This window comes from Streptomyces sp. NRRL F-5755, from assembly GCF_001279365.1.
GTDB lineage: Bacteria > Actinomycetota > Actinomycetes > Streptomycetales > Streptomycetaceae > Streptomyces > Streptomyces rimosus.
Genome location: NZ_LGCW01000294.1, coordinates 1 through 25,730, shown reverse-complemented (window position 1 = coordinate 25,730; position 25,730 = coordinate 1). Strand labels below are relative to the sequence as shown.

Sequence of the window (25,730 nt, the reverse complement as noted above, 5' to 3'; positions counted from 1 at the left end):
GCGCGTCAGGTACCGGGCCTCTCAGAGAAGCGGGGTTCCGTGGCGAGACGGCCGGAAGAGGAACGGCATCTCCGGGAGGGGCCTGGGCCGTGCGGCGGACGGGTGTCACTTCCAGCCGGTGCACACGGTTCCGGCGCCGGGGACGGTCATGCACGCGGCGGCCTTGAGGTCCATGTCGTTGACCATCCGGGAGTGCGCGTCGCTGCCCCGGTCGATCCGGGTCTCGTAGGTGTTCTGCGGGTTCGCGGTGTTGGCGACCGTGCCGATCGTCCCGACCGGGCCGTGGACCCGGACCCAGGCGGCCCGGCACGCCGCCTTGTAGCGGAGCTCGACCCTGGCGCTGCCCAGGGTCCCCGAATCGAGCGTGTCCGCGTTGTCGGCACAGCCGCCTTCCTCGGGCGTGAGCCCGTTGCAGGCCGGGCCCTTGCAGGCGGGCAGCGGAGCCTTGGCGGAGGTGTGGAGAGCTGTGGTGTGCGTGGCGGGGATCAGCGAGGAGGCGGTGAGCGCCAGTGTGGCGACAGCCGTGGAGATCATGCGCATAGTGATTACCCCCTGGTGCGGCAGAAACCCCTTGCCGGGGCCGTCCTGTCGACGGGGAGCCTACGCCGAAGAGTGCGACAAGAGGCCCGAGTAGTAATAAGTCGGACAATGCGACTTATGGCGGTGTGTCCCAGGGCAGCGGTCGGGAGCGCCCGTCAGGAAGCGGTCGCGGTCTCGCTGTCCGGGTGGCAGGTGAAGATCTGGTCGAGTCCTACGTAACGGAGGACGCGCAGCGTGTTGGCGGGCACCGCGGCCAGGGCGATGTCGGCCTGCGCGGCGAGGGCGTGGTGGCGCGCGGCCAGCAGGGCGGTGATGCCGCTGGAGTCGCAGAACTCCATCGCCGCGAGATCGAGGACCAGCCGCTGGCCCGGCCGCAGGGTCAGGCCGGACACGACGGTGCGCAGCTCGTCGGCGTGCTCGTAGTCGAGGTCGCCGACGATCTCCAGTACGGGACCGGTCGCGGCGTCTCGGGTGGTGATCTTCAGCGAGCTCATCTCTGGGGTGGGGTCGGAGGGACAGGGACAGAACGGGTCAGGACTGTACAGCCGGGACCCCGAGGGCGAGCAGGGCGGTGTCGTCGTCCAGGCCGTCGCCGAAACCTTCCAGCAGGCCGGTCAGTGCCTGGATCACGGCACGCGGCGGCGACCCGGCATGGCCGGCGGCGAACGTACGCAGGGCTTCCTCCCCGTACAGGGCGCGGTCGGGGCCCGTGCGGGCCTCGGTGAGACCGTCGGTGTACAGCAGGAGACCGTCGCCCGGGGCGAGGGTGGTGGTGGCGGTGACGAAGCGTGGCTCCGGCAGGATGCCGACCAGCAGACCGCCCGGGGTGGGCAGGTAGTCGCAGGTGCCGTCGGCGCGCAGGACCAGCGCGGGAGGGTGGCCGCCGGAGGCGAGCCGTACGGTGACCTCCCCGCTGTCCTGATCCGGCTCCAGCACCCCGAATATGGCCGTGCAGTACCGCGGATCGCCGCCGCTGTACCGCTCGTGGAGAACCGTGTTCAAGGTGGCGAGCGTGGCCTCCGGGTCCGGGTCGTGCAGTGCGGCGGCGCGCAGGGTGTAGCGGGTCAGCGAGGTCAGGGCGGCCGCCCGGGGGCCCTTGCCGCTCACGTCCCCGAGGAAGAACGCCCAGCGCTTGCCGTCCAGGGCGAACAGGTCGTAGAAGTCGCCGCCGAGCCGGTCGGGGGAGGCGGTGTGGTAGTACGAGGCCACCTCCAGCCCCGGTATCTCGGGCAGCACGGTGGGCAGCAGGCTCTGCTGGAGGGCGGCCAGCGCCTCCTGGAGGCGCGCGCGGTCGGCCTCCGCCCGCCGGCGGGCCGCTTCCGCCTCCTGCTGGCGCCGCAGCAGCTCCTCCTCGTACGCGCGCCGGTCGCGGGCGTCGAAGAGGGTGGCGCGGATCAGCAGCGGCTCGCCCTCGCTGCCGTACTTGACGGTGGCCGAGACCAGCACCGGGATACGCGTGCCGTCGGCGCGCCGGATCTCCAGCGCGATCCCGTTGATCTCGCCCTGCATGCGCAGCAGCGGTGCGAAGTGCGTCTCGTGGTACAGCTTGCCGCCCATGGTGAGAAGATCGGCGAACCGCGTCCGCCCGACCACCGCGTCCCGCTCCAGACCGAGCCAGTCCAGGAGCGTGGCGTTGACCTTCGCGATGGTGCCGTCCATCAGCGTGGACACATAGCCGCAGGGCGCGGAGTCGTAGAGCTCCTCGGCGCTGTCCTCCAGCAGGGCGGCGAACGCGGCGGCCGTGGCGCCGTCGCCGCCCGCCCCGTGCGGCTCGGGGCTGTCCCGTCCGGTACGGCTCATCACCGCAGCCCCGTCAGGAAACCGGTGATCGCCCGGTTGGTGGCCTCGGGCGCGGACAGATGCGGGCAGTGGCCGGTGGCGTCCAGGGTGACCAGCGTCGAGCCGGGGATGCGGCTATGGACGTACGCGCCGACCTCGCGCGGGGCGATCATGTCCTGGGTGCACTCCAGCACCAGCGTCGGCACGGTCACCGACTTCAGGTCGTCGCGGGAGTCGGACAGGAAGGTGGTGCGGGCGAAGACACGGGCCATGTCGGGGTCGGTGGCGCAGAAGCTGCGGGTCAGCTCCTCGCCCAGCTCGGGCCGCTCCGGATTGCCCATGATCACCGGCGCCATGGCGGCCGACCAGCCCAGGTAGTTGGAGTCCAGCGAGCCCAGCAGCTCGTCGATGTCCGCAGCGGTGAACCCGCCGCGGTAGCCCTCGTCGTCGATGTAGCGCGGGGACGGGGCGACCATGACCAGGGCGCCGAAGCGCTCCGGGGCCCGCCGGGCGGCGAGCACGCCGGTCATGGCGCTGACCGAGTGCCCGACGAACGTCGCGTCGCGCAGGTCGAGGGCCTCGGCGATCTCCACCACGTCCTGCGCGTAGCCGTCGAGGGAGGTGTAGCGGTCCTCCCGGAACGCCGACAGGTCGGAGCGGCCGCAGCCGACGTAGTCGAACAGCACCACACGGTGGACATCGGCCAGGGCGGGAACGGTCAGACGCCACATGTTCTGGTCGCAGCCGAAACCGTGGGCCAGCACCACGGCCGGTCCGTCCGGGTTCCCCGTGACGGTGACGTTGTTCCTGCGCAGGATGTCCATACGGCCCATCCTCGCATCCCCCATGATCGCTCCGGCAGGCCCCCGCCGGGCCGGGACGGAGCGCCGGGGCGGCGGGCCGTCGGTGGCGCATCGGCGCCGTGTCGGCGGCCGCTGCGATCTTGCCGTACGGGACGGCCCGACGCCGCGGCGGCCGGGCGCCCGCCGCCGCCCGGCGGCCCACGACGCGACCGAGGAGCCCGACACCGTGCCTTCCGCAAGCCGGCATCCGCACCCGACCCCGTCCGGTTCTTGGGACGTACATCGTCCGCCGTCCGCCGAGGGCAGGTCCATCCTGGTCACCGGCGGCAACGCGGGCATCGGCTACTTCGTCGCGGAACAGCTCGCCGGCACGGGAGCCACCGTCGTGCTGGGCAGCCGCGACCGTACGAAGGCCGAGGCCGCCGCGGCGAGCATCCGCTCCCGGGTCCCGGGCGCCCGCGTACGGCACGTGCCGCTGGACCTCGCGGACCTGGCGTCCCTCCCGGCCACCGTGGACGCGCTCGCGCTGGACCGCCTCGACGCGGTGGTGCACAACGCCGGGGTGGCGCTCGACGATCCGCCGCGCCGCGAGACCGCGGACGGCCACGAGCTGATGTTCGGGACCAACCACCTCGGGCACTTCGCGCTGACCCGGTGGCTCGCACCGCTGCTCATGGCCGCGCCGGCCGCCCGTGTGGTCACCGTCGGCAGCTTCGCCGCGAAATCCGAGCGACTGGACCTGACCGATCTCCAGTCCCGCGCGGACGACTACCGCCCGAAGCGGACCTACGGACGCTCGAAACTGGCGCAGATGACCTTCGGTTTCGCCCTCGACCGCCATCTGCGCGCGCTGGGCAGCACGGTCAGCAGCCTGGTGGCCCACCCCGGCGGCGCCCTGGACGCCCGCACGCCGTCGCGTCCGCCGGTGCACGTACGGACCTCGGGCGAGCGGCTGCGCGGGCTGCCCGCCGGAGTGCTCGTCCAGGGCAAGGACGCCGGCGCGTGGCCCGTCGTACGGGCCGTCCTCGACCCGCTGGCGACGGGCGGACAGCTGTGGGGGCCGCGGGTGTTCGGGCTGCGCGGCCTGCCGCGGGCCGAGCCGGTGCAGGAGCAGATGGCCGATGCCGCCGTCGCGGCGCGGCTGTGGGAGGCCAGTTGCGAGCTGAGCGGTGTGGAGGCGGATCTGGGGTTCCGGTGAACGGCCCTGCCGATGGCGGTACTTCGGCGGCGGGATTTCCGTCCACTGATCGCCGTCCGGGTGAACGCCCGGCGAAGCACGGGCCACCGTCCGGGTTGTACGCGAAATCCCGGATGCCGCCAGTGACGTTTTTGGGCATTCCTGGGGCGTCTTGTGTCGCTGGTCACCGGGGGTGACGGTCTGTGTACGGCGGTGGCGCGCGGACCGGAAACAGCGCTTCCGCCCTGGCCAGCGGCTATTTCCACGGTCACCCGTGACTGGGGGAAGGGGTGCGGGAGGTGGACCAGAAACGGGTGGTCCGCCGTTTGCTCTCCGGGGCATCTTGGACGGGCGAGCCGGGCGGTACCGGCTCGCCCACCCGGACACCCGAGGGAGACGTTCATGGCAATACGAAGAATGTCCGCGATGCTCCTCGCCGCCGGTACCTTCGCCGCGGCATCGGTCTTCGGTCTCACCGGCGCGGCCTCGGCCGACACCGGTACCGCCACCCCCTTCGCCGCGCAGGCGCGGCAGGCCGGCCTGACCGGCACCCAGTCCGCACAGCTCCAGGCGCAGGTCGACGGCTACGTAGCCGACCTGGGCGGCAAGCAGGTCTCCGCCAACAAGATCCTCGTACCGGGCGGCAGCATGATCGTCCGGGCCCCCGGCCAGAAGTACGCGCACGACCTCGCGGCCGGTCCGGCCAAGGGCGACATCAAGCCCGCCTGTGGCTATGGGCACCTGTGCGGCTGGGCCAACGGCGCCGGCGGCAACGGCAACAGCTTCGACTACTACCGCTGCGGCTACTACCAGCTGCCCAATCTGGTCGGCGACGGCACCTGGGTCAACAACCAGACCCCGGGCACTGTGGGCCGCTTCTACAACCGGGACGGCAGCGAGCGCTGGAACACCGGCGGCGCCTACAGCTCCGGCACGGCCAGTTGGACCCCGGTCTGGTACGCCCGCCCCTGCTGACGGCCGCGATCACCACCGGCCATCGGCCTCCTCGCAGTTGAGCGGTCAGCTCCCCCATGACCGGTCGATCCCAGATGCATCGGAAAGGCGCCGCGTACCGCAGCCATGACCCGTAAGACCAGCACTTCCAAGGATCACCGCTCCATCAGGAACCACCGCACGCCCGCACCACGAGGGCCGCCCGCTCCGGGCGGCCCTCTCCGTATACGGGGCAGCGCGCCCGTCAGGCGGTGGCCGGGCTGTCCGGCGCCACGGCCAGGGCTTCGACCTCGACACGGAAGTCGGGGTGCACCAGCCCGGCGACGCGCACCAGCGAGCAGGCCGGCGGGTGCTCCGCGTCCTGGTGTTCGTCCCGTACGCGCCGGAACGTGGGCAGATCCTCCAGGTCGGTCAGATACACCGTCAGCTTGACGATGTGCTCCAGGCCCGAGCCCGCCGCCTCCAGTGCGGTGGCGAGGTTCGCGTACACCTGCCGGACCTGTGCCTCGGCGTCACCGGCACCCACCACCGCACCGTCCGGGGCCACCGGCACCTGCCCCGAGACCACGACCATGGGTCCCGAGAAACGCACCGCGTGGCTGTACCCGTTGACCGGCGGTGCGCCTTCGGGGCGCAGTATGTGCTCCATACCGTCTCCTTCCGTCGGAGACGATCATCGCAGCCCGTCCGCCGGGGTCAACGCCGGGCCGGAACCGGTGCGGACGCCCGCTCCCCGGGTGCTTCGGGGCGCGGAGTGCCCGTCCGCAGGACCTGGTTGACGCGTGCGCTGTCCAGGACGTGTTCCCAGCGGGCGACGACGAGGGTGGCGACGCTGTTGCCGGCCAGGTTGGTCAGGGCACGGCACTCGGACATGAACTTGTCGACGCCGAAGACGAGCATGATGCCCGCGGCCGGCACCGTACCGACGGTCGAGAGCGTGGCCGCCAGCGCGATGAAGCCCGCGCCGGTGACGCCGCCGGAGCCCTTCGACGTGAGCAGCATGACGGCGAGCAGGCCGAGTTGCTGTCCGAGGCCCAGTGGGGTGTCGGTGGCCTGGGCGATGTAGACGGCGGCCAGCGAGAGGTAGATCGAGCTGCCGTCGAGGTTGAACGAATAGCCCGTAGGGACGGTCAACCCGACGATGTCCCGGCGGACGCCGAGCCCTTCGAGCTTGGCCATGAGACGCGGCAGGGCGCTCTCGGAGGAGGAAGTGCCCAGTACGAGCAGGAATTCCTCCCGCAGGTGATGCAGCAGCCGGAAGATGTTGATCCGCAGAAAGGCGGTGATGCCGCCGAGCACCACGACGACGAAGACCAGCGAGGTGCCGTAGAAAAGGGCGACGAGGCGGCCGAGGCCGGTGAGGGTGGAGATCCCGTACGTACCGATGGTGTACGCCATCGCGCCGAACGCGCCGACGGGGGCGGCCAGCATCACGTGGTGCAGGATTTTGAAGACCACCGCGCCCAGCCGGTGCACGCCGTCCACGATCGGCGCGCCGACGGGCCCCACGGTCTTCAGGGCGACGCCGAAGAGGACCGAGAAGAAGAGCACCTGGAGGACGTTGCCCTCGGCGAAGGCACCGACCGGGCTGGTGGGCACCAGGTCGGTGAGGAAGTGCCACCAGCTCTGGTCCGAGCCCTGCTCGGCGTAGCGCGCGGCGTCGCCCTCCAGGCGCAGGGTGCCGGGGTCGGCGTGCACCCCGGCGCCGGGCCGGAAGACGTTGACGGCGAGCAGGCCCAGCAGGAGGGCGACCAGCGTGCCCGCCTGGAAGTAGGCGAGCGACTTCAGACCCACCCGGCCGACCCGGCCGAGGCTGTCGACGCCGCCGATGCCGGCCACGACGGTCAGGAAGACGATCGGTGAGATCAGCATCTTCACGGCGGCCACGAAGGTGGTGCCGACCGGCCCGAGCGCCGTCCCGGCGGCCGGCCACAGCCAGCCGGTCAGGACGCCGGAGACGATCGCGAACAGGACCCAGAAGTAGAGCTGCCGGTACCACGGCCGGGACCGGGCGGGCGCCGGTGCGGGCGGCCGGGCCGGGGCGGCGGACACGGACGGTGCCATGGCGATCTCCTCGTCTCCTCTGCGGAACGGACGCGGCCGGGGGAGCGGCGGCCCGGCGCGGGTACGCCGGGCCGCGGCCCTCACAGGAGTTCGAGGAGCCGGTCGGTGAACTCCGCGGTGGTGGCGGTGCCGCCCAGATCGGGCGTGCGGACGTCGGTCTTGGCGAGGACCGCCGCGATGGCGTCGGTGACGTCCGCGGCCGCCTCGGGGTGCCCGAGGTGGTCGAGCATCAGGGCGGCCGACCAGATCGCGCCCAGCGGATTGGCGACGCCGCGCCCCGCGATGTCCGGCGCCGAACCGTGCACCGGCTCGAACATGGAGGGGAACTCGCGCTCCGGATTGAGGTTGGCGGCCGGTGCGATGCCGATCGACCCGGCCACGGCGGCGGCCAGATCGCTGAGGATGTCACCGAAGAGGTTGGAGGCGACCACCACGTCGAAGCGGGCCGGGTCGAGCACGAACTTGGCGGCCAGCGCGTCGATGTGCTCCTGGTCCCACGACACCTCCGGGTGCGCGGCGCCGCGCTCGGCGACCAGCTCGTCCCAGAACGGCAGGGTGTGCACGATGCCGTTCGACTTGGTGGCGGAGGTCAGCCGGCCGCGGCGGCCCGCGGCCAGCGCGAAGGCGTGGTCCAGCACCCGCGTCACCCCGGCCCGGGTGAACACCGACTCCTGTACGGCCGCCTCCTCGGGGAAGCCGCGGTGCAGGCGCCCGCCGATCTCGCTGTACTCGCCCTCGACGTTCTCCCGTACGACGACGAGGTCGACCTTCCCGGCCACCGCGCCCCGCACCGGACTGTCGATCCCCTCGAAGACCCGGACCGGCCGCAGGTTGACGTACTGCCGGAAGCCGCGGCGGATCGGGATCAGCAGCCCCCACAGCGAGACATGGTCCGGCACGTCCGGACGGCCGACCGCGCCGAGCAGGATGGCGTCCTTGTCCCGCAGCCGGTCCAGGCCGTCCGGCGGCATCATCGCGCCCTCGCGCAGATACCGCTCGCAGGACCAGTCGTCGAACGAGGTGTAGGAGAACGCGAAGCCGTGGCGGCGGCCGACGGTGTCGAGGACACGCTGCGCCGGCGGCAGCACCTCGGTACCGATGCCGTCGCCGGGGATCAGGGCGATGCGGTGGTTCGTCATGCGTCCGATTGCAGCAACGGGGCCGTCGGACCGTCCAAGACGTAGTGGTGATCTGCCTGATAAGCAGGTGCTATCAGCGCGGGAGGGTGACGTGGGTCCGTCATCCGGCCACCCGGTCCAGCGCCGTCGTCACGAACGCCCGCGCCGCGGGGGACAGTCCCGTACGGCGGCTGACCAGGCCGATGTTCAGCGCCGTCGTCGGCTCGATGTCCAGCACCCGGGCGCCGGCCCGCTCGGCCATCGCCCGCCAGGACTCCGTCACCACCGCCGAACCCACCCCGGCGAGCACCAGCGGGAGCAGGGCGACCCGATGCTCGGTCTCGGCCGCGATGGTGAACGCGACGCCGCGCTCGCGCAGACCGTCCACGTACGCCCGCATTCCGGTGCCCCGCTGCCCGACGATCAGCCGCTGCCCCGCCAGCTCCTCGCAGCCCACGCCGCGGCGCCCGGCGAACGGGCCGTCGGGCGCCACCACCAGCACGAAGCGCTGCTCCCCGGCGGGACAGGACGTCACCTCCTTGTCCGGCAACGGCCCCGACGTGGCGAGCAGCCCCAGCTCGACCGCGCCCGTACGGACCATCTCGACCACGTCCCCGGACGTGAACGCGGCCCTGATGACCACGGAGACGCCCGGATACCGGCCGCTGAAGGCACGGATCATCGAGGTCAGCGGCTCCACCGCCTGGGACGGCATCGCGGCCACCTCCACCCGCCCGGTCCGCAGCTCGTGCACGGCGGCGACGCTGGCCCGCGCGGTCGCCAGCCCGCGCACCGCCGCGCGGGCCGGTTCGATCAGCGCCCGCCCCGCCTCGGTGAGCACCGCGCGCCGGCCGATCCGGTGGAAGAGGTCGCCGCCCAGGTCCCGTTCGAGCGCCCGGACGGCCTGGGACAGCGACGGCTGCGAGACGTACAGGGCCGATGCCGCCCGGTGGAAGCCGCCCTGGTCGACGATGGCGAGGAAGTACTCCAGCTGCCGGATGTCCATGCGGTGATTGTTGCCTGGGGGTGTCGGCGGGGTGGCGGCGGGCTCGCTGTGGGCTTCGGGTGGGGCGCTGCTGGGATGCGGCTGGGGGCGCTGCTGGGGCCGCGGCATCTCGTACGTCTCTGTCGTTGCGGCCTGTCCCCGTTTCGTACGCCTCCGTCGCCGGGGCCCGTCCCTCTCGTACGCCGTCGCTCAGCCGCCTTCCGCCGTACGGGATAAGTCGCCGTTGCCCGAGGCCAGTTCGGCGACCGTCCACGGGCGGCCGGAGGGGGGCAGGCCGGCGATCGCCGACTCGACGTCGTGGTGGGCGGGCAGCAGCCAGGCGGTGCCGGTACGGGCGGTCAGCTGGCGCGCAGCGGAGTCGGCGCCGACCAGCACCACCCCGCCACCGGTCGCGCGCAATATCATCGACAGGCGTGCCAGGGTACCCAGGGCCTCGACGTCCAGACCGTCGGCCGCCGACACGTCCACCAGAACCACTGGCGCCGTCGCGCCGAGCCGGACGGCCCTGGCCAGGCGTGTGGCGGCGGTCGGCGCGTGCCCCGTGAGGGCGAGCAGATGATAGCGGGAACCCGCGGCGGACGAGGACATGGTCGGTCACCTTTTCCATGGAGTCGTTCGCGCAATCGCGCGAACTTTCCGGGTTCTCCGCCGTGCCCGGGTTACGCCTCCGCCGACGTATGCGAAATTACGTTCCCTTCCGTCGGGCGTACGCGCGTTCGCCTGGCACACCAGATCAGGAGCAGACAGGCGAGCGCCCCGAACACGGCGTTGCCCACCAGATCGGCGCGCACGGAGCCGCCGGATTCGGGCCGGACCGGGAACGACACCCACACGTACGTGAGGAGGGCACCGGCCGCGAGCGCGAACCGGTGGCGGACGACCCAGCCCTCCCGGCGCGACCAGCGGCTCACCCACCACACGCCCAGCGCCGTCCCCGCACACCACACGCCCACCCCGACCCACTCGTACCAGTCGTCGGTGAGCAGATTGGCGGGCCCCCAGTACGCACTCGTCACGACCAGCGCCGCCAGGCCCACCCGCCACGGCGCGGGCGCCCGGCCCGGCAGCGGCGGCAGCCGCAGCGCCCGTACGGCGAAGGCCGCGGCGATCAGCAGGGCGACGACCGGACAGATACCGGCGAGCTGCCCCGGCGAGGCGACGAAATGCTCCTCGCTGTAGTTCCCCAGAAAGACCAGCACCCCGCCCGCCACGAACACGACGGCCACCACCGCGAGCCCCACGCGGCCCAGCCACGGTTCGCTGCGCCGCGACCGGGTCAGCGTCTCGACCAGCGCGATCGGCACGCACACGCTCCACACCGTGTGCAGCGCCAGCACCGTCTGGGTCAGCTCCACACTCATCCCCAGGGCCGGAAGGTAGGACGGCCCGTGCAGCAGGTCGGCCCCCGCGTACGAGTCGCTCCACAGCAGCTGGTCGATCGGCCCCTCCTCGATCAACGCGTACGCCGTCGCCAACAACACCATGGCCGGCCACCCGCCCCCACTGCGCCGCCCCACCTCCCGTACCAGCAGAGCGCCACAGCCGTACATCGGCGCCAGCACGAGCCCGAGAGGCAACTCGGCGAGCGTGAGATTGCCGAGCAGAAACTCACCGACGAACGGGGCCAGCAGGAACAGGGCGAAGGCGGGGGCGAGACGGTGTGGAGCGGGCATGACGGCGACAGTACGCCCGCTCTCCAGCCGCGGCCTGTGCGTGCGTGCCTGAGGGCAGGGCAGCGTTTCCAGCCATTCGTCCATGGCGTCCGCTGCGACTCACGGGTCCGCGGTGAACCTGCGCTCCGTGGCCGCCGCCGCGTCCGCGTTGGCGAGGGTGGCCGCGAACGCGTCGGTCTCGGCGCGGAGATGGCGGCAGTAGAGGTCGTGGGCCAGGAGCGCCATGGCCCGCAGCGTGGGCCGCGGAACGGCCCCCGCGGGCAATGTCAGACCTATGCATTACTGTGCGTTGCGTAAGTGTCGGAAAGATCCGGATGGCGTGGGTGGGTACGAACGCCACCGGCGGAACCACAGGGGTGGGACGTGCACAAGCACATCGCGCGGCGGGTCGCCGCGGCGCTGGCGGCCACGGCCGTGCTGGCGGGCGTGACGGGCTGCCAGGACGGCGGCGACAAGACCAAGGGCGCGGCGGGCACCCGCAGCAGCCAGGAAGCCGGTCAGGCAGCCGGGAAGCGGACGCCGACGCAGGCGCTCACCGCGGCCTACAAGAAGACCGCGGCGGCGAAGTCCGCGAAGGTCACGATGACGATGTCGATGCCCGCCTCGATGGCAGGCGGCGGCCGGACGCGCATCACCGGCGTCATGGGCTGGGGCCCGCTGGTCATGGACGTGACGGTGACCCAGAGCGGGGCCGCGGCGGCGGGCGGAGCCGAGAAGAACCGCCTGATCTGGGTCGATGACGTCATGTACATGGACCTGGGCGAGCGGATCGACGGCAGCAAGACCTGGGCCAAGATGGACCTGAAGGCGGTCGCGGCGGAGTCCGGTGACGCCGGGCTCGCCAAGCAGCTGACCGCCGGCCTGTCCGACATCAAGCAGGACCCGGCCCAGCAGCTCGCGCTGCTGCTCAACTCGCCGAACGTCAAGCACCTGGGCTCGGGCGAGGTCAACGGCCAGCGGGCCGAGCACTACAAGGGTTCGCTGACGCTCCAGGAGGCACTCAAGGGCCAGAAGAGCACAGATCTCCTCTCACCCCAGGAGCGCGAAAAGCTGCTCGCCAACATGAAGAAGTCCGGCCTGAAGGGCTACGACTACGACGTCTGGGTCAACGGCGACGACCTCCCGGTGCAGATGAACGTCGACATGCAGACCCCGCAGGGCAAGATAGGCACCGCCACCAGCTACTCCGACTACGGCGCCAAGGCCACGGTGCAGGCCCCGCCGCCCGCCGAGACCGCCGACCTGCTGCAGATGTTCAAGGAGCTCGGCACGAAGATCAAGCAGCAGCGCGCGGCCTGACGGCGACCGGACGGTGGAGCGCCGGGCGAGGCGGACCACCGGGCCGTGCGGGCTCGCCGTACGGGGCGGGCTCACCACACCGGGCGGAGGGGAACCTCGGTGCTGCCGTACGTATGACGGAGGTAGGTCTCCAGGTCGGCGCGGACCGCCGCCAGCCGGTCGGCGCCGATCAGCTCGGCCCACTCCTGCTCCGCCTCGGCCCACAGCTGATCGGCCTGACGGAGGTAGTCGCGCCCGCGCCCGGTGAGGGCGAGGGTGTGGGCGCGGCGGTCGCGAGGGTGGGGGTGACGCCTCAGATACCCCCACCCCTCCAGCTCCGCGACGGCTTTGGAGGCGGCCTGCTTGGTGATGCCCAAGTAGGAGGCGAGGTCGACCGTGGTCGCGTCGGTGTGCGCGGCGAGATAGCGGAAGGTGTAGCCGTGCGCGGGCCGCAGCGGCTCGCGGCCCAACTCCGCCAGCCGGCCGAGGAACCGGTCGTTCATGGCCCGGAAGACCATCGCGAGCAGCAGCGGAACCTGACCGGGCAGATCGCCCGGACCGCTCGTCGGCTTCGGCTCGTCGTGCGCGGCAGTCACGGTCAGGGGGCTCCTTGCGTGGGCGGGTTCTTGGCGGTGGCGTCGGTACGTCGACAGCAGAACCCTAGTAGGCAACTTGGTTGACCATGTGCGGTGCTGCCGCTTACGCTCCAACAAGACAACCAAGTTGACTACATGGGTGCGTCGCCGGGCCTGCCTCCCCCTTTCCCGTTGCCTTCCCTTCCTGCCCTTCCTCCTCGGCTTCCCGGCTCCCGAACGCGCTCATCGGACCCATGAAGGACGTGCCATGCCCCTGTCCACCGGAGCCGACGCTCCTGCCTTCGAACGCCCCGGCTTCACCTTCCGACCCCTCGCGGTTCCTTCGCGAGGCAGTACGGAACTGGCGGTCTGGACGCTGCACGCGGCGCCCGGAGCCACCAGCGAGCCGCACAGCTTGAACCACGAGGAGATCTTCGTCGTACAGACCGGCCGGATAGCGGCCACCGTCGGCGGCGAGGAGGTCGTCGCCGGGCCGGGCGACGCCATCATCGTGCCCCCGCGCACGGAGCTGAGCCTGCGCAACGGCGAGCCCGACACGCCCGCGACCGTCACCGTCGTCACCTCGGCCGGCATAAAGGCCACCCTCGGGGACGCGACGTTCCCGCCTCCGTGGGCGCAGTAGCGGCAGGCGGCCGCATAGTGGTGCGGCTCGGGTGAGGGGCGGGCGGCCTGTGGGCGGTGCCGCCGTGCGACGGCTCCGCCCGACGTCGTACGTCCCTCTTTCGGCGACGCGTTCGGCCGCATCTCGGCTCCCGGGCGTGCACCGGGCGGCGATGGGGGTACCGGTCCACCCTGCAACGTCGTCGTAGGAAGCAGAGGGATCATGGCATTCAATCCGCTCCCGGAAGAAGGCAAGCCCGGCGGCACGGCGGACCGCGCCGGCTCGGCAACGGACGACGGCCACCGGCGGTGCGGAGCGGGCCACGGGGGCGAGGCGTATGCGCCGGGGGAGGGGATCCCCCTGCGGGGCTACGCCGTACTGGCGGGAGGCTATGCCGGAGCCACGGCCCTGTTCGCGCTGGCCTTCCGGAAGTCCGGACGTACGCTGCCCTCCCGCGTCCCGCCCTGGGACCTGCTGCTCCTGGGCGCCGCGACGTACAAGACGTCGCGGCTGCTCGCGAAGGACAAGATCACCGCTCTCGTACGGGCGCCGTTCACCCGGCGCAAGGAGACCATCAGCGCCAGCGAGGTCATGGACGAGCCCCGTGGCCACGGCCTGCGGCTGGCCGTCGGCGAACTGCTCGCCTGCCCCTTCTGTCTGGCCACTTGGGTCGGCACCTCACTGGTCTGCGGCTACGCGGCGGCCCCGCGCGCCACCCGGCTCGTCGCCACCGGCCTGAGCGCCGTCACGATCTCCGACTGGCTGCAGTACGCCTGGAGCGTCACGCAGGAGCAGGCGGAGGGGTGAGGGATGGGGGATAAGGGGGTGCCGTGCGGCGCTGGTGAGCGAGGTCCTTGCCCGAGGGTCTTACCCGAGCCCGCCCGCCTCCTGGGGCAGTCAACGCCGCGAAATCCGCTGTCGTAAGCGCCAGTTGAGCTATAGAGTCATTACATGTCATGCGTGCGGCAAGCGGTGGAAGGTGACATCCCGGAGCTGGTGCGCCTGCGGGCGCTGCTGTTCGACACCCTGGGCGGCGACTTCTTCGCACCGGCGTCCGGTGACGACGGCTGGCGGGGTGAGCTCGTCGTGGTGCTGAAGGACCAACTGGCGTCGGACGCCGTACGCATCCTCGTCGTGGACGGTGGCCACGGCCTCGCCGCCTGCGGCATCGGCACCCTCGAACAGCGGCTGCCCGGTCCGCACCTGCGCAACGGGCGGATCGGCCATGTCATCGGCGTGGTCACCGATCCGGCGTACCGGCGGCGCGGACACAGTCGCGCCATCATGCGGGGCCTGCTCGACTGGTTCCGGGAGCGGGATGCGGCCCGGGTGGACCTGTACGCGTCCGCCGACGGGGAGCCGCTCTACCGTGACCTCGGCTTCGTCGATCACCCGGACCCGTCGCTGTGCCGGCGTCCGTGACGCCCGGGCCCGGAGGGGATGCTCGCTGGGGCATCATCGCGCCTGGCGGCGCGTCAGAGTACCGGCGGCTCCAGCGCGTACGTGGTGCCGCACGCGCCGCACGCGAAGCGGCCGTTGAGGCCGTCGTTGGCGCTCTGGCACTCGGGGCATGTGGCGGAGGTGAAGTACGGCGGGCGTGGTTCGCCCACGCCGACGCCGCTGCTCTCCTCCGCTTGGATCTTGTGCTTTTCCGTCATCCGGACGCTCCGCAATTGCATGACCACCTGCCGTCGGGCCCTTGGATGACCTCGGCGCCGCACCGGCTGCAACTCATGATGCCCTCCCCCGTGCATCCGAAGTCCGCGACTTCCCCAACGAGAGAGTGTGCCTACAAAAACATCACAAAACCCCCTGGGAACGGTTACGCGGAGGCTGTGGACGCGCGGCACCGGCGCACGATGCCTGTACCGGAGCGTGGGTGGCTCCGAGGGGGCGCAGACATCATCGGAGCGCGCCCCTGTCTGACGCCCCCACCCCCTGAAGGCGCTGGCGGGCCCAGCCGTCCTGGCCCGAAGCCCCGAACCCGAGGCCCGAGCACCGAGTCCGGGGCTCGGGACTTCGCACCCCGAGCCCCGAACGGCCCAGTCCGCCCCACTTCACCTCTCAGGCGTCACTTCTCCGATACGGCCACGTCCGTGGAGGCCCCGCCACCCCCGAGCGCATCCGTGTGCTTCGGGAGCAGCATCATGAGCCCCGCCGCCGCGACGTAGAACGCGATCTGCCAGGGGAGCACCGAGGCGAACGCGTCCCCGTACGCCGTGAGCGGGGCGGTGCCCGCCGAGGTCGACGTGTCGAGTTCGGCGAAGAACAGGACGCCGAGTACGGCGACTCCGACCGCGTTTCCGATCTGGCCCACCGTGGTGAGCACTCCGCCCGCGGCACCGGCGTCCCGCGCGGGCACCCCGGCGAGGACGACGTTGACCAGGGAGGGCGAGGTCAGCCCCAGCCCGAGACCGCCCACGAACAGCGGCAGCGCCAGTGCCCAGTAGGAGGGCGCGCCCCCGTCCCGTACGACGAGCAGCAGGAGGAACTGCGAGAGGGCGAGCACGAGCGAACCCGTGACGAGCAGCAAACGGCCCATGCGGGCGGCGAGTTGGACACCGATCCCGGACGTGAGGGTCGAGCCGACCGCGTACGGAAGGATGATCAACCCGGTTTCCAGGGCCGAGCGGCCGCTGCCGACCTGGAGGTAGAGGGAGAGCAGCAGGAAGAACGAGCCGATGGCGCCGAAGAACAGCGTGGAGGCGGCCAGCCCGCTGCTGAAGGCGCGTACCCGCAGCAGCCCCGGATCGAGGACGGGCTGATCGCCGCGGGCGACCAGGCGGCGTTCGCGCCGGAGGAAGAGCGCCATGAGCGGGACCGACAGGAAGAGGATCACGTAGCCCCACCAGGGCCAGCCCCACTCGTGACCCTGCACCAGGGGCAGGAGCACGCACACCGCGCCCGCCGCGGCGAGCGCCGCACCGGGCAGGTCGAGCCGGGTGCGGGCGCTCGCGGCGGACTCCGGCAGGAACCGCATGCCGAGCGTGAGTCCGACGACCGCGACGGGCACGTTCACCCAGAAGATCGTCCGCCAGCCCAGCCCGAACACGTCCGCCTCGACGAGCAGCCCGCCGGCCAGCGGCCCCGCCACCGAGGCGAGCCCGAGCACCGCCCCGTACGCGCCGAACGCCTTCGCCCGCGCGGCCGGCGCGAAGGACGACCGGATGATGCCGAACACCTGCGGCACCATCAGGCCGCCCGCCAGTCCCTGGGCCACGCGGGTCGCGACGAGCACCGCCGGGTTCGGTGCGAGGGCGCAGGCCGCCGAGGCGATCGCGAACGCGGCCAGTCCGATCAGGAAGATGCGCCGCCGGCCGAACTGGTCACCGATCCGGCCGCCGGTGATCAGCCCGGCGCCGAGGGCGAGGGTATAGCCGGCGACCGTCCATTGCAGCGTCGCCTCACCGGCGCCCAGCCCCTCGGCGATCGCCGGGGCCGCGACCGTGATGATCGTGGCGTCGAGCAGTTCCATGAACGAGGCGATGAGCACGACGACGAGCGCGACCACCGCCGAGCGGCCGGAAACGATGCCCGAACCCGGCCCCGGCCCCGGCCCCGGGGATCCCCCCGACGCAGCAGGAGCAGGTACAGGGGAGGGGACAGAACCAGAAACAGAACCAGGGACAGAAGCAGAAGCAGAAGCAGAACTACATGAGAGATCAGAAGGCTCACCCGAACCTGTCGTCGGGTGTGCCGGAGAGGCGGCAGCCGTGCCGCCGTTCCTGTGGGAAGAAGTGCTCATGCCGACCAGCCTCACAGGAGTAGCGGCCACATAACGGCCGCCTTTCTCGGCAGAATGAGGCCATGGCTGAAACCTCCGCGCGTCTTCTGCTCCTGCTCTCCCTGTTCCAGACCGGACGCGCGTGGCCGGGCGCGGTACTGGCGGAGCGTTTGGAGGTGAGCCCGCGCACCATGCGCCGCGACATCGACCGGCTGCGGGCGCTGGGCTATCCCGTACACGTCACCAAGGGGCCGGGCAGCGCGTACCGCCTGGACGCCGGAGCGAAGGTCCCGCCCCTGCTGTTCGACGACGAGCAGGCCATCGCCGTGGCCGTCGCGCTGCAGACCGCGCCCGCCACGGTGGCCGGCCTCGGGGAAGCGGCCGCCCGCGCGCTGGCCACCGTCCGCCAGGTCATGCCGGCGCGCCTACGGCAGCGGGTCGACGCCGTACGGGTCACGTCGATCGAGAACGCCTGGGACCTGTCGGCGCCCCCGGTCGACGCCGGGGTGCTGCTCGCCCTCGGCACGGCCGTCCGCAACCACGAGGTGCTGGCTTTTGCGTACGCGGGCGATCCGAGTCCGTCGATCCGGGTGGAGCCCCACCACCTCGCCATGTGGTCCGGCCGCTGGTACCTCGTCGCCTGGGACCTGGGGCGCTCCGAGTGGCGCACCTTCCGGGTCGACCGCATCACCCCGTACGCCCCGACCGCGTCGCACTTCACCCCGCGCGAACTTCCCGGTGCCGATGTCACGGCGTTCGTCTTCGGCCAGTTCGACCGTGGCGACGTCCCCGACCAGTGGCCCTGTCACGGCGAGGTGATCCTCGACGCGCCCGCCCCGGTCGTCGCCCGCTGGGCGCCCGGCGGCGCCGTGGTGGAGGAGGTCGCCCCCGGCCGCTGCCGGCTCGCCCTCGGCGCGTGGTCCTGGGCGGGGCTGGCGGCTCTGATCGGCACCTTCGACTGCGACATCGAAGTGCTCGGCCCGCCGGAACTCACGGAGGCGTGCGGACAACTCGCCCGCCGGTACGCCGCCGCGGCGGCCGGCCGCCACAACACCCCGGCCCACCCATGAGCGGGCGCGCGGGGCGCTACGTACCTGCCGGTGGCCGCATCCGCTGCTCAGCACGTACACGCAGCAGCGGCGCGACCCAACTGCGGTACGGCCTCCAGCGATCGGCGATGGCGGCCGGCCGCCCCACGTCCTCGGAACCGGCCGCGCCGAGACCGTACGCGTCGGCCATGGACGCGTGCAGCCGCCGCTCGTGGCGGGGGAAGACGTCCGGATGCCCGGCTCCCCGTATGAGGATGAGTTCGGCGGAGAACGGGCCGATGCGGGCAGGGCACGCAGCGTCGCCAGCGCGTAGTCCCCGGGCATCGCACGCAGCCGCGCCGCGTCCAGTTCACCGGCCTCGGCGGCCTCGGCCAGGGCACGCAGGCGCGCTACCTTCTCGTCCGGCAGCCCGGGAATCCGGGCGAGCGAGCGCAGGACCGGGGGAGTGGGGAAGACGTGCAGGTCCTGGCAGGCGCCCCGGAAGCGCTGTCCGTACCGTTCGGCGAGGCGCGCCTTGATCGCGGCGGCTTTGTTCGCGGCGGCCTGGATCCTGCGCATGCGCTGCCCGATGACCGCCCACACGGCGGCTTCGTACGGCGAGTGGAAGCACACCGGCCGGAGCCCCGGATACTCCGCCATGAGCCGGGAGACCACGGGATCGCCGACGGCGAGCCCGGGGAAGCCGCTCCCGTCGACGTCGAGCGAGAGAATGCGGGCCAGTTGATCCCGGACGATCAACTGGGCTGAGGCGGGCGGTTGTTCTCGGGCGGCCCGTTGCTCTTCGGCGACCGGTGGTTCTCCGACGAGCGGTTGGTCTCCGGAGACCGGTCGTTCCCGTACGACCGGTGGATCTGGCAGGAGCAGTTGCTCTTGGACGGCCGGACCAGGCCCCGGCCCGGCGGACGTGGGGCCTGCCGGACCGGGGCCTGCGCGACCGGAGCGGGCCTGCCCGACCGGAGCCCGCGCCACCCGGGTACACGGTGAACTCGGCCCGTGCGCTCCCCGCGGTGCCGTCCGTCGCCGCCGCCTCCTGCCGTACCGCCGCGGCGACCGTCCTATGGCCGCCGTCCGAGGGGAAGGCCAGGCGAAGCACATCGTCCGGTGCCTTGCGGTAGCGCGCGGGAGTGAAGTCCGCCAGAAACCGCACACTCGCCGCGAGGGAGAAGGGCCCCTGCGGGGCGATGGCGACGGCGCTCACGGTCAGCCGCCGTGCGCCGTGATCGCGTAGCCCTCGGGCCCGGCGAAGGTGAAGGTCCGGCCGAACGGGCTGTCCTGCGGCGGGCTGATGATCGTCACCCCGTCGGCGACGAGCCGGTCGTGCAGCGCCTGCGCGTCGGCGGTACGGAACCACAGCGCCACCCCGAGTCCTGGCCGGGCCACGGCGTCGAGGTCGACGCCCGGCAGCGGCTCGCGGACGGCGAACGCGATCGGCTCGGTGGCGAACACCACCGCACCGGGAGGCGAGGCGGGCGCCCTGCGCATCCCGAGCCGCTCCTCGCAGAAGGCGGCCGCCGCTTCGACATCGCGCACCTGTAGGGCGATGAAGTCGGGGCCGTCCAGGGTGGCGGAGGTGGGCTGGGTCATGAGGTGTCTCTCTTCCTACGTGGCGGTACGCGGAGCCGGAACTGGTCACCGAGGGCCGATGCCGGAGCCCGGTCCCTGCCCTCGACACGGCCTTGAAGCCGACCGGCTCAAGGCCGGTGCACCTGACCCCGATGTCAGGCTTTTGACATGTGGCAACGTACGCCCATGCCGCTCCGTATGTCAAAATGCTGACATGGAAGACCGTAACCCCGTAGCGCCTCCCCACCCCGCCCAGGACGTCACCGAGCACGTGGGCTACCGCCTCAAGCGCTCCGCCGCCGCGCTGCGCGGCGCCATGGACAAGGCCCTGCGCGAGCACGGCCTGACCGTGCCGCAGTACGCCTGCCTCGAACTCCTCGACCAGCAGCCGGGCCTGTCCAACGCCGAACTCGCCCGCGGCGCGTTCGTCACGCGCCAGTCCATGAACGTCGTACTGCGCGGCCTCCAGGAAGCCGGCCTGGTCGCCCGGCCCAGCACCACCGACCACGGCCGCGCCCTGCCCGCCCACCTCACCGAAGAAGGCCGCGACCGTCTCGACGCGGCCCGGAACGCCGTCTACACCATCGAACGGCAGATGATCGAGGCGATCCCGCCGCGGCGCCTGACCGCCCTCCTCGCCGACCTCGACCGCATGACGGAGGCCCTGGGAGGCTGACTCGCCGACACCCCGTCAGGCCGCACGAGCGGAAAGAAGGTCTCATGAGTACGCCGAAATCCCTCCACGTCCCGGACAAGCTCGCCGCCTCGTACGGCACGACCGAAGCCGGAAGGGCGTGGATCGCCGGCCTGCCCGCGCTGGCCGCGGAATTCCTCGACCGCTGGGAACTGCAACGGGACGGCGAGGCCGGATCCGGCGAGGCGTCCCTCGTCCTGCCCGTACTCCGTACGGACGGCACGCGCGCCGCACTGCGCTTCCAGCAGCCCAAGGAGGAGACCGCCGCCGCGCTGATCGGTCTGCGCACCTGGAACGGCGACGGCATCGTGCGGCTCATCGAGCACGACGGGGCGAGCGGCACCATGCTGCTGGAGCGCCTGGACGGGTCGCGCACGCTCGCGTCCGTCGGGGACGACGACGCCGCGATGACCATCCTCGCCGGGCTCCTGCGGCGCCTCGTCGCCGTCCCCGCCCCGAAGGGACTCCGCGGCCTCGGCGACATCGCCGCCGACATGCTGGAGCAGGTGCCCGCGGCGGTGGCGGCCCTGGCCGACCCCGCCGACCGGCAGCGCCTGCGGACCTGGGCCTCGGTGGTGGCCGACCTGGCCGGCGAGCCCGGGGACCGGATGCTGCACTGGGACCTGCACTACGACAACGTGCTGGCCGGGGACCGCGAACCCTGGCTGGCCATCGACCCCGAACCCCTCGCCGGCGACCCCGGCTTCGACCTGTGGCCCGCCATGGACAGCCGGTGGGAGGAGGTGGCGGCGACGGGCGAAGCCCACCGCGTCGTGCGCCGCCGCTTCGACCTGCTGACCGACGCGCTCGCCCTCGACCGCGACCGCGCGGCCGGCTGGACGCTGGGCCGCCTGCTGCAGAACTCCCTGTGGGACATCGAGGACGGGAAAACGGCACTGGACGCTTCGCAGGTTGTGGTGGGGGAGGTGATGGTGGGGCGGTAGGAGAGGGCGCGGCGAGTAACGGGGGACCGTACGGCCGGACGTACGGTCCCATCTCCCAGCTGCCATCCACCACCCCCTCGGTCTCCACCGGCCACCGGCCCCCCTCCTGCGCTCACCCCCTCTTCGTCACTTCCCCTCCTTCTCTCCGCTCCCACCCCGTGACCCACACCACAGAGATACCGCCGGATCACCGGGTGTAAGGGGCGACCGGCGGGACACACGAGCGGCAGTGCTTCGGAACCGTAGGCACCCTTCCCTTTTCTTGCCGAGGGGCTCGTCTGTCGTTTTCCGGACCGGCCTCCCGGCTGTCTGCGGACACCACTTCTTGAGCGAAAAAGGAGAGCCGGCGATGGCCACCCCCGCAACCGCGCGCCCCGGCGAGCGCGGTGCCAACGATGTCGACACCAGCGACGAGTTCCGTCTGCTGGCAACGCTGGAGGACGGGCCGGTCAAGGAACAGATACGCCAGCGCATCATCACCGCGTGGCTGCCGATGGCCCACCGCCTGGCGTACCGGCTGCGGGAGCGCGGCGAACACCTCGACGACCTGAAGCAGGTCGCCGCCCTGGGCCTGGTCAAGGCCGTCGACCGGTTCGACCCGGACCGTGCCGACGCGTTCGAGCAGTTCGCGGTTCCGACGATCACCGGCGAACTCAAACGGCACTTCCGCGACCACACGTGGCACGTGCACGTCCCGCGCCGTATCCAGGACCTGCGCAACAGGGTCCGCATCGCGGTCAAAGAACTGAGCACCACCCTGGACGGGCGCACGCCCAGTACGGAGCAGATCGCCGCCTACGCCCAGCTGTCCGAGCACGACGTCACCCTGGGGCTGCGGGCACTGGAGACCTATCGGTCCCTGTCCCTGGACGCGGCTCTCGACCACGGCGACGGCGGCAGCGAGGAGCAGTACACCCTCTTGCACGTCATCGGCGCGCTCGAAGACGCCTTCGCGCTCGTCGAGGACCGCGAGTCGGTCAAGCCGGTCCTCGCCCGGCTCCCCGAGCGCGACCGCCGCATCCTCTACCTGCGGTTCTTCCAGGACATGACGCAGAGCGCCATCGCCGCCGAGCTGGGCGTCTCACAGATGCACGTGTCCCGGCTGCTCAACCGGGCCCTGGCCCGGATCCGCACGGAGGCGACGCGCGCCCCGGCGGGGAAGTACCGCAAGGCCGCCTGAGCCGGAAGCGGAACCTGTCGGGGCGGCCAGGTCCGGTGTGCGTCGACGCCGTCGTCGACGAGACCTGGGACGTGGCCGCGCCGACGGGGTACCGAGTGAACGACGTACGGCGTACCGAGTGGAAACGTACGGCCCGCCGCCAGAAGCGGACCGGATGAGGAACGGAGCGTGCATGGCCGGTCAGGCGCGGAAGCAGGAGACCGAGGCCCACAAGCGGAACGGCCGGAGGGAGCGGCGGGGGACGAGCGCCGAGGGTGAGGAGGCGCATACAGGAGAGACGGGTACGGAAGAGGCTGGTACCCGGGCCGAGCCTGGGCGCCCCACCAACCCCGGACACCGGGAGGAGCCTGCGGCGCAGGGGCGGATTGCCCGCGTGCAGCAATGGTGGAGCCGGGCCTGGGGATCGGCGGGCCACGAACGCCACACGCTGCTGCTCATCGGCAAGAGCACGCTGGCCGCGACCATCGCCTGGTTCTTCTCGTACAACCTCCTGGAGGCCGAGTCACCGGCGTTCGCACCGTTCTCCGCGGTGCTGATCATGCAGGTGACGGTGTACCAGTCGTTGCTCCAGTCACTGCGGTACGTGGGGGCCGTGGCGACCGGGGTCGCCGTGCAGGCGGCCCTGGGGTATCTGGCCGGCCCCGACCTGCTCACCTTCGCGCTGGTGGCGGTGGTCGCCCTCACCATCGGCCGGTGGCCCGCCCTCGGTTCGCAGGGCTCGCAGGTGGCGACGGCGGCGTTCTTCGCCTTCTCCACCTACGTCACTGCCCCGGCCGGCCTCGGCAAGATCACCCACCTCGCGCAGATCATCCTGCTGGTCCTCATCGGATGCGGCGTCGGCGTCATCGTCAACGTCGTCCTCGTCCCACCGCTGCGCTACCGCAGCGCCGAGCACGGCATCCACACCCTCGCCCGCGCACTGTGCGACCTGGTCAGCGACATGTACCCGGCCATGCGGGAGGGGGAGATAGAGGAGGAGCGCATCAGTCACTGGCGCAGCCGGGCCGAGCAGACCGGCGGGTTGATCGCCCAGGCCGAGAACGGGCTGCGAACGGCGCGCGAAAGCCTCTACTTCAACCCCCGCAGCCGTCTGGGCCGCCATCGGGGCCGCGCGAGCTTCGAGGGGTACGGTGCGGTACTGAAGGCGCTGGAGCGGATCATGTACCAGCTGGCCTCGCTCACCCGCAGCCTCGACCAGTGGCGCCAGGACGGCAGCGAGCGCGACCGGCGCTTCCTGCGCGGCTACGCCGACTTCCTCGAATCCATCTCCCGGATCACCCAGGTCCTGGGGGAGATGGACGAGGACACGCTGGCCGACCAGGTTCGCGAACTGTGCCAACTCGCCGACGAGGCACAGCAGTGCTGCCGCCGGGTGACGGACCGGGCCGAGCAGGACGGACTGCCGCTGACCGATCCGGCCTACCCGTACGGGGTGCTCGTGGTGGAGGCCACCCGGCTGATGGACGAGTTCCAGTACACCTGCGATGTGCTGCAGAGCCAGGTGGATGAGCGGTGATGCTGCCGGTGGGGGCGGTCGGTGCGGTCGGGGTGGCTGGGCGGTCGGGCCACGGGGCCCGCCGCCCCGGCGGCCCCCTCTCACCCACGTGCCGACCCATCCGAGTGATCTTCGGCAGCCGTCACCGGCGGGCGTTCCACGCATCGACGGTGTCCGGTGGCCGCCTATGACGACGCGGCCTCCACGACCAGGTGCTGGTGCACGGGCGGCAGCCCGGGAAGCGAGCCGGGCCACACCGTCTCCAGTACGTGCGCGCTGGGAACGAACAGCCCACCGGCCAGCGCCGGCAAATCGGCGACCTCGTGCCACTCCCAACGCCGGATCAACTCCGGCTCCCGCACAACCGGCGCCCCTGAATACGCGGCGATCCGCACCGCCGCCGTCACGCGCGGGATGCCATGGATCTCGTCCATCAAAATCGCCACCAGCCGCGCGTCAGCCGCCTCGGCCCGCAGCCCGGTCTCCTCTTCGAGCTCCCTGACCGCGGCCCGTACGAACGACTCGCCGCCCGCGTTCTTCCCGCCGGGCAGTTCCCACAGCCCATGTACGGACCGGCCCAGCAGCACCCGGCCGGTCTCGTCCGTCACCACCGCACCCGCGCCGGTCAGAGCGTGCGGCGCCGGCTTGCCCCGGTTTCCGTACGCCACCGGAGTACGGAGCGGACCGCGCAGCACCAGCAGGGCAAGCCCCTCGGCGTCGTGCCGTTCGGCGGTGTCCCACCCGGCGGACAGCAGGGCGATCTCCTCCTCGTCGAGGGCGATGCCGCGTTTGCCGGGCGGCACGGCGTCCGCGACAGGCGTGATCACGCACAGCGCGCCGTCGGGGCGCAGCCGTCCTCGTAACCGGTGCAACACTCTGGTGCGGTCCTGCACGAACGCGTAGCTCAGGCGGAAAGTGATGAGGTCGTAGGCAGGGTGGGGGAATGCGGCGAGCGGGTCGCGTTCGATGTCCAGGTGTACGTAGGTCACCACGCCGTCGGCGTCGCTAGGGGCTGGCGTCTCCTCCTGGGCCGCGGTGATGGCGGCAGGGGAGTAGTCGACGGCATCGACGCGATAGCCGGCGGCGGCCAGGTGACGGGCGAGTTCCCCGCGCCCGCAGCCCACGTCCAGGGCGACCGCGCCCGCCCGGGCCGGTACGCGAGAGGCGAGCAGCACCCGCTCCCGCTCACCGAGCGGACGAAACGACTTCCCCTGGCGGTAGTGCTCATCCCACCCACTCCGCGGCGTGCATTCCGTAGCCGCCCGCGTGCCCGTGCCCGCACCACTTCCCGCGCACGGACTCACACCCGTACCACTTCTCACGCACGGACTCACACCCGTACCACTCCCTGAGCCTGTACTCACACCCGTGCCGATACCCGGAATTGCCACCCCGCGTAACCGCTCAACGGGCTGCTCTTCATTCCACCGAAACGCTCTGGCACGGGCACACCCCTCCCCCGCCCGCCCCTCCATGCCCCGTTCCCCCCTCC

The 25,730-nt window shown here is 71.9% G+C and carries 28 protein-coding genes; 12 read left to right on the top strand and 16 right to left on the bottom strand.

Features of this window, described 5'->3' with window-relative positions:
• Positions 1 to 105: 105 nt before the first annotated feature.
• The 4 genes from ADK86_RS31390 to ADK86_RS31375 all read right to left on the bottom strand — a co-directional run bounded on the left by ADK86_RS31390 (position 106) and on the right by ADK86_RS31375 (position 3,143).
• Positions 106 to 534, bottom strand: a complete 429-nt coding sequence (locus ADK86_RS31390) for a DUF2690 domain-containing protein (RefSeq protein ID WP_159394003.1) — start codon at positions 532 to 534, stop codon at positions 106 to 108.
• Between the two features lie 161 nt (positions 535 to 695).
• On the bottom strand, positions 696 to 1,034 hold the full coding sequence (locus ADK86_RS31385) for an STAS domain-containing protein (protein ID WP_053699639.1): 339 nt from the start codon (positions 1,032 to 1,034) through the stop codon (positions 696 to 698).
• A gap of 37 nt (positions 1,035 to 1,071) precedes the next feature.
• Positions 1,072 to 2,340, bottom strand: a complete 1,269-nt coding sequence (locus ADK86_RS31380; RefSeq protein WP_053699638.1) for a PP2C family protein-serine/threonine phosphatase — start codon at positions 2,338 to 2,340, stop codon at positions 1,072 to 1,074.
• Positions 2,340 to 3,143 carry an alpha/beta fold hydrolase gene (locus ADK86_RS31375; protein ID WP_053699637.1) on the bottom strand — a complete coding sequence of 268 codons (804 nt, stop codon included), beginning with the start codon at positions 3,141 to 3,143 and terminating at the stop codon, positions 2,340 to 2,342. Before ADK86_RS31375 ends, ADK86_RS31380 begins: the two co-directional genes overlap by 1 nt.
• 82 nt (positions 3,144 to 3,225) lie before the next feature.
• Here ADK86_RS31375 and ADK86_RS31370 point away from each other — a divergent pair, with 82 nt between their 5' ends.
• Positions 3,226 to 4,320 carry an SDR family NAD(P)-dependent oxidoreductase gene (locus ADK86_RS31370; protein WP_234346116.1) on the top strand — a complete coding sequence of 365 codons (1,095 nt, stop codon included), beginning with the start codon at positions 3,226 to 3,228 and terminating at the stop codon, positions 4,318 to 4,320.
• Between the two features lie 381 nt (positions 4,321 to 4,701).
• Entirely contained in the window at positions 4,702 to 5,274 is a 573-nt protein-coding gene (locus ADK86_RS31365) for a hypothetical protein (protein WP_053699636.1), read from the top strand.
• Positions 5,275 to 5,497: 223 nt separating this feature from the next.
• Here the strand turns inward: ADK86_RS31365 and ADK86_RS31360 are convergent, their stop codons facing one another.
• The 7 genes from ADK86_RS31360 to ADK86_RS45310 all read right to left on the bottom strand — a co-directional run bounded on the left by ADK86_RS31360 (position 5,498) and on the right by ADK86_RS45310 (position 11,339).
• The gene (locus tag ADK86_RS31360; RefSeq protein WP_053699635.1) at positions 5,498 to 5,902 is read right to left on the bottom strand and encodes a RidA family protein; all 405 of its coding nucleotides are present in this window, start codon (positions 5,900 to 5,902) and stop codon (positions 5,498 to 5,500) included.
• Positions 5,903 to 5,949: 47 nt separating this feature from the next.
• Positions 5,950 to 7,317, bottom strand: a complete 1,368-nt coding sequence (gene dctA / locus ADK86_RS31355; protein WP_053699634.1) for a C4-dicarboxylate transporter DctA — start codon at positions 7,315 to 7,317, stop codon at positions 5,950 to 5,952.
• A gap of 80 nt (positions 7,318 to 7,397) precedes the next feature.
• Entirely contained in the window at positions 7,398 to 8,456 is a 1,059-nt protein-coding gene (locus tag ADK86_RS31350) for a tartrate dehydrogenase (RefSeq protein WP_053699633.1), read from the bottom strand.
• Positions 8,457 to 8,556: 100 nt separating this feature from the next.
• Positions 8,557 to 9,441 carry a LysR family transcriptional regulator gene (locus ADK86_RS31345; protein WP_053699632.1) on the bottom strand — a complete coding sequence of 295 codons (885 nt, stop codon included), beginning with the start codon at positions 9,439 to 9,441 and terminating at the stop codon, positions 8,557 to 8,559.
• Between the two features lie 189 nt (positions 9,442 to 9,630).
• The gene (locus tag ADK86_RS31340; RefSeq protein ID WP_053699631.1) at positions 9,631 to 10,029 is read right to left on the bottom strand and encodes an STAS domain-containing protein; all 399 of its coding nucleotides are present in this window, start codon (positions 10,027 to 10,029) and stop codon (positions 9,631 to 9,633) included.
• A gap of 71 nt (positions 10,030 to 10,100) precedes the next feature.
• The gene (locus ADK86_RS31335) at positions 10,101 to 11,114 is read right to left on the bottom strand and encodes a hypothetical protein (RefSeq protein ID WP_053699658.1); all 1,014 of its coding nucleotides are present in this window, start codon (positions 11,112 to 11,114) and stop codon (positions 10,101 to 10,103) included.
• 99 nt (positions 11,115 to 11,213) lie between these two features.
• Complete coding sequence (locus tag ADK86_RS45310) at positions 11,214 to 11,339, bottom strand: hypothetical protein (RefSeq protein ID WP_267888822.1); 126 nt, start codon at positions 11,337 to 11,339, stop codon at positions 11,214 to 11,216.
• Positions 11,340 to 11,477: 138 nt separating this feature from the next.
• On the opposite strand from ADK86_RS45310, the gene ADK86_RS43955 reads away from it, so the two are divergent.
• The gene (locus tag ADK86_RS43955) at positions 11,478 to 12,413 is read left to right on the top strand and encodes a hypothetical protein (protein ID WP_053699630.1); all 936 of its coding nucleotides are present in this window, start codon (positions 11,478 to 11,480) and stop codon (positions 12,411 to 12,413) included.
• A 71-nt stretch (positions 12,414 to 12,484) separates the two neighbouring features.
• Here ADK86_RS43955 and ADK86_RS31325 read toward each other — a convergent pair whose 3' ends face one another.
• Positions 12,485 to 12,988 carry a MarR family winged helix-turn-helix transcriptional regulator gene (locus ADK86_RS31325; protein WP_234346110.1) on the bottom strand — a complete coding sequence of 168 codons (504 nt, stop codon included), beginning with the start codon at positions 12,986 to 12,988 and terminating at the stop codon, positions 12,485 to 12,487.
• 247 nt (positions 12,989 to 13,235) lie between these two features.
• Here ADK86_RS31325 and ADK86_RS31320 point away from each other — a divergent pair, with 247 nt between their 5' ends.
• From ADK86_RS31320 to ADK86_RS31310, 3 genes are all read left to right on the top strand, one after another.
• Entirely contained in the window at positions 13,236 to 13,610 is a 375-nt protein-coding gene (locus tag ADK86_RS31320) for a cupin domain-containing protein (protein WP_053699629.1), read from the top strand.
• 201 nt (positions 13,611 to 13,811) lie between these two features.
• Positions 13,812 to 14,396 carry a DUF1360 domain-containing protein gene (locus tag ADK86_RS31315; RefSeq protein WP_107088609.1) on the top strand — a complete coding sequence of 195 codons (585 nt, stop codon included), beginning with the start codon at positions 13,812 to 13,814 and terminating at the stop codon, positions 14,394 to 14,396.
• A gap of 144 nt (positions 14,397 to 14,540) precedes the next feature.
• Complete coding sequence (locus ADK86_RS31310; RefSeq protein ID WP_053699628.1) at positions 14,541 to 15,011, top strand: GNAT family N-acetyltransferase; 471 nt, start codon at positions 14,541 to 14,543, stop codon at positions 15,009 to 15,011.
• Between the two features lie 53 nt (positions 15,012 to 15,064).
• Here the strand turns inward: ADK86_RS31310 and ADK86_RS31305 are convergent, their stop codons facing one another.
• Positions 15,065 to 15,247 carry a zinc ribbon domain-containing protein gene (locus ADK86_RS31305; RefSeq protein WP_053699627.1) on the bottom strand — a complete coding sequence of 61 codons (183 nt, stop codon included), beginning with the start codon at positions 15,245 to 15,247 and terminating at the stop codon, positions 15,065 to 15,067.
• A 413-nt stretch (positions 15,248 to 15,660) separates the two neighbouring features.
• A complete protein-coding gene (locus tag ADK86_RS31300; RefSeq protein WP_078952378.1) occupies positions 15,661 to 17,100 on the bottom strand; it encodes an MFS transporter in 1,440 nt (479 codons plus the stop codon).
• A gap of 296 nt (positions 17,101 to 17,396) precedes the next feature.
• Between ADK86_RS31300 and ADK86_RS31295 the strand changes: the two genes are divergently transcribed.
• Together ADK86_RS31295 and ADK86_RS45755 are read left to right on the top strand one after the other, a co-directional pair.
• On the top strand, positions 17,397 to 18,383 hold the full coding sequence (locus ADK86_RS31295) for a helix-turn-helix transcriptional regulator (RefSeq protein WP_053699626.1): 987 nt from the start codon (positions 17,397 to 17,399) through the stop codon (positions 18,381 to 18,383).
• 435 nt (positions 18,384 to 18,818) lie between these two features.
• Entirely contained in the window at positions 18,819 to 19,109 is a 291-nt protein-coding gene (locus tag ADK86_RS45755) for a hypothetical protein (RefSeq protein ID WP_159394002.1), read from the top strand.
• A 453-nt stretch (positions 19,110 to 19,562) separates the two neighbouring features.
• Here the strand turns inward: ADK86_RS45755 and ADK86_RS31280 are convergent, their stop codons facing one another.
• On the bottom strand, positions 19,563 to 19,946 hold the full coding sequence (locus ADK86_RS31280) for a VOC family protein (protein WP_053699623.1): 384 nt from the start codon (positions 19,944 to 19,946) through the stop codon (positions 19,563 to 19,565).
• A 193-nt stretch (positions 19,947 to 20,139) separates the two neighbouring features.
• Here ADK86_RS31280 and ADK86_RS31275 point away from each other — a divergent pair, with 193 nt between their 5' ends.
• The 4 genes from ADK86_RS31275 (at position 20,140) to ADK86_RS31260 (ending at position 24,259) form a co-directional block, all read left to right on the top strand.
• Positions 20,140 to 20,601, top strand: a complete 462-nt coding sequence (locus ADK86_RS31275) for a MarR family winged helix-turn-helix transcriptional regulator (protein WP_053699622.1) — start codon at positions 20,140 to 20,142, stop codon at positions 20,599 to 20,601.
• Between the two features lie 44 nt (positions 20,602 to 20,645).
• Positions 20,646 to 21,563 (top strand): aminoglycoside phosphotransferase family protein, encoded by a 918-nt coding sequence (locus ADK86_RS31270; protein WP_053699621.1) that lies wholly within the window; start codon positions 20,646 to 20,648, stop codon positions 21,561 to 21,563.
• Between the two features lie 349 nt (positions 21,564 to 21,912).
• Positions 21,913 to 22,743: a SigB/SigF/SigG family RNA polymerase sigma factor gene (locus ADK86_RS31265; RefSeq protein WP_053699620.1), complete on the top strand. Its 831-nt coding sequence runs from the start codon at positions 21,913 to 21,915 to the stop codon at positions 22,741 to 22,743.
• Positions 22,744 to 23,107: 364 nt separating this feature from the next.
• Complete coding sequence (locus ADK86_RS31260) at positions 23,108 to 24,259, top strand: FUSC family protein (protein ID WP_053699654.1); 1,152 nt, start codon at positions 23,108 to 23,110, stop codon at positions 24,257 to 24,259.
• A 164-nt stretch (positions 24,260 to 24,423) separates the two neighbouring features.
• Here the strand turns inward: ADK86_RS31260 and ADK86_RS45490 are convergent, their stop codons facing one another.
• Complete coding sequence (locus ADK86_RS45490; RefSeq protein WP_053699619.1) at positions 24,424 to 25,413, bottom strand: bifunctional class I SAM-dependent methyltransferase/NUDIX hydrolase; 990 nt, start codon at positions 25,411 to 25,413, stop codon at positions 24,424 to 24,426.
• Positions 25,414 to 25,730 lie beyond the last annotated feature (317 nt).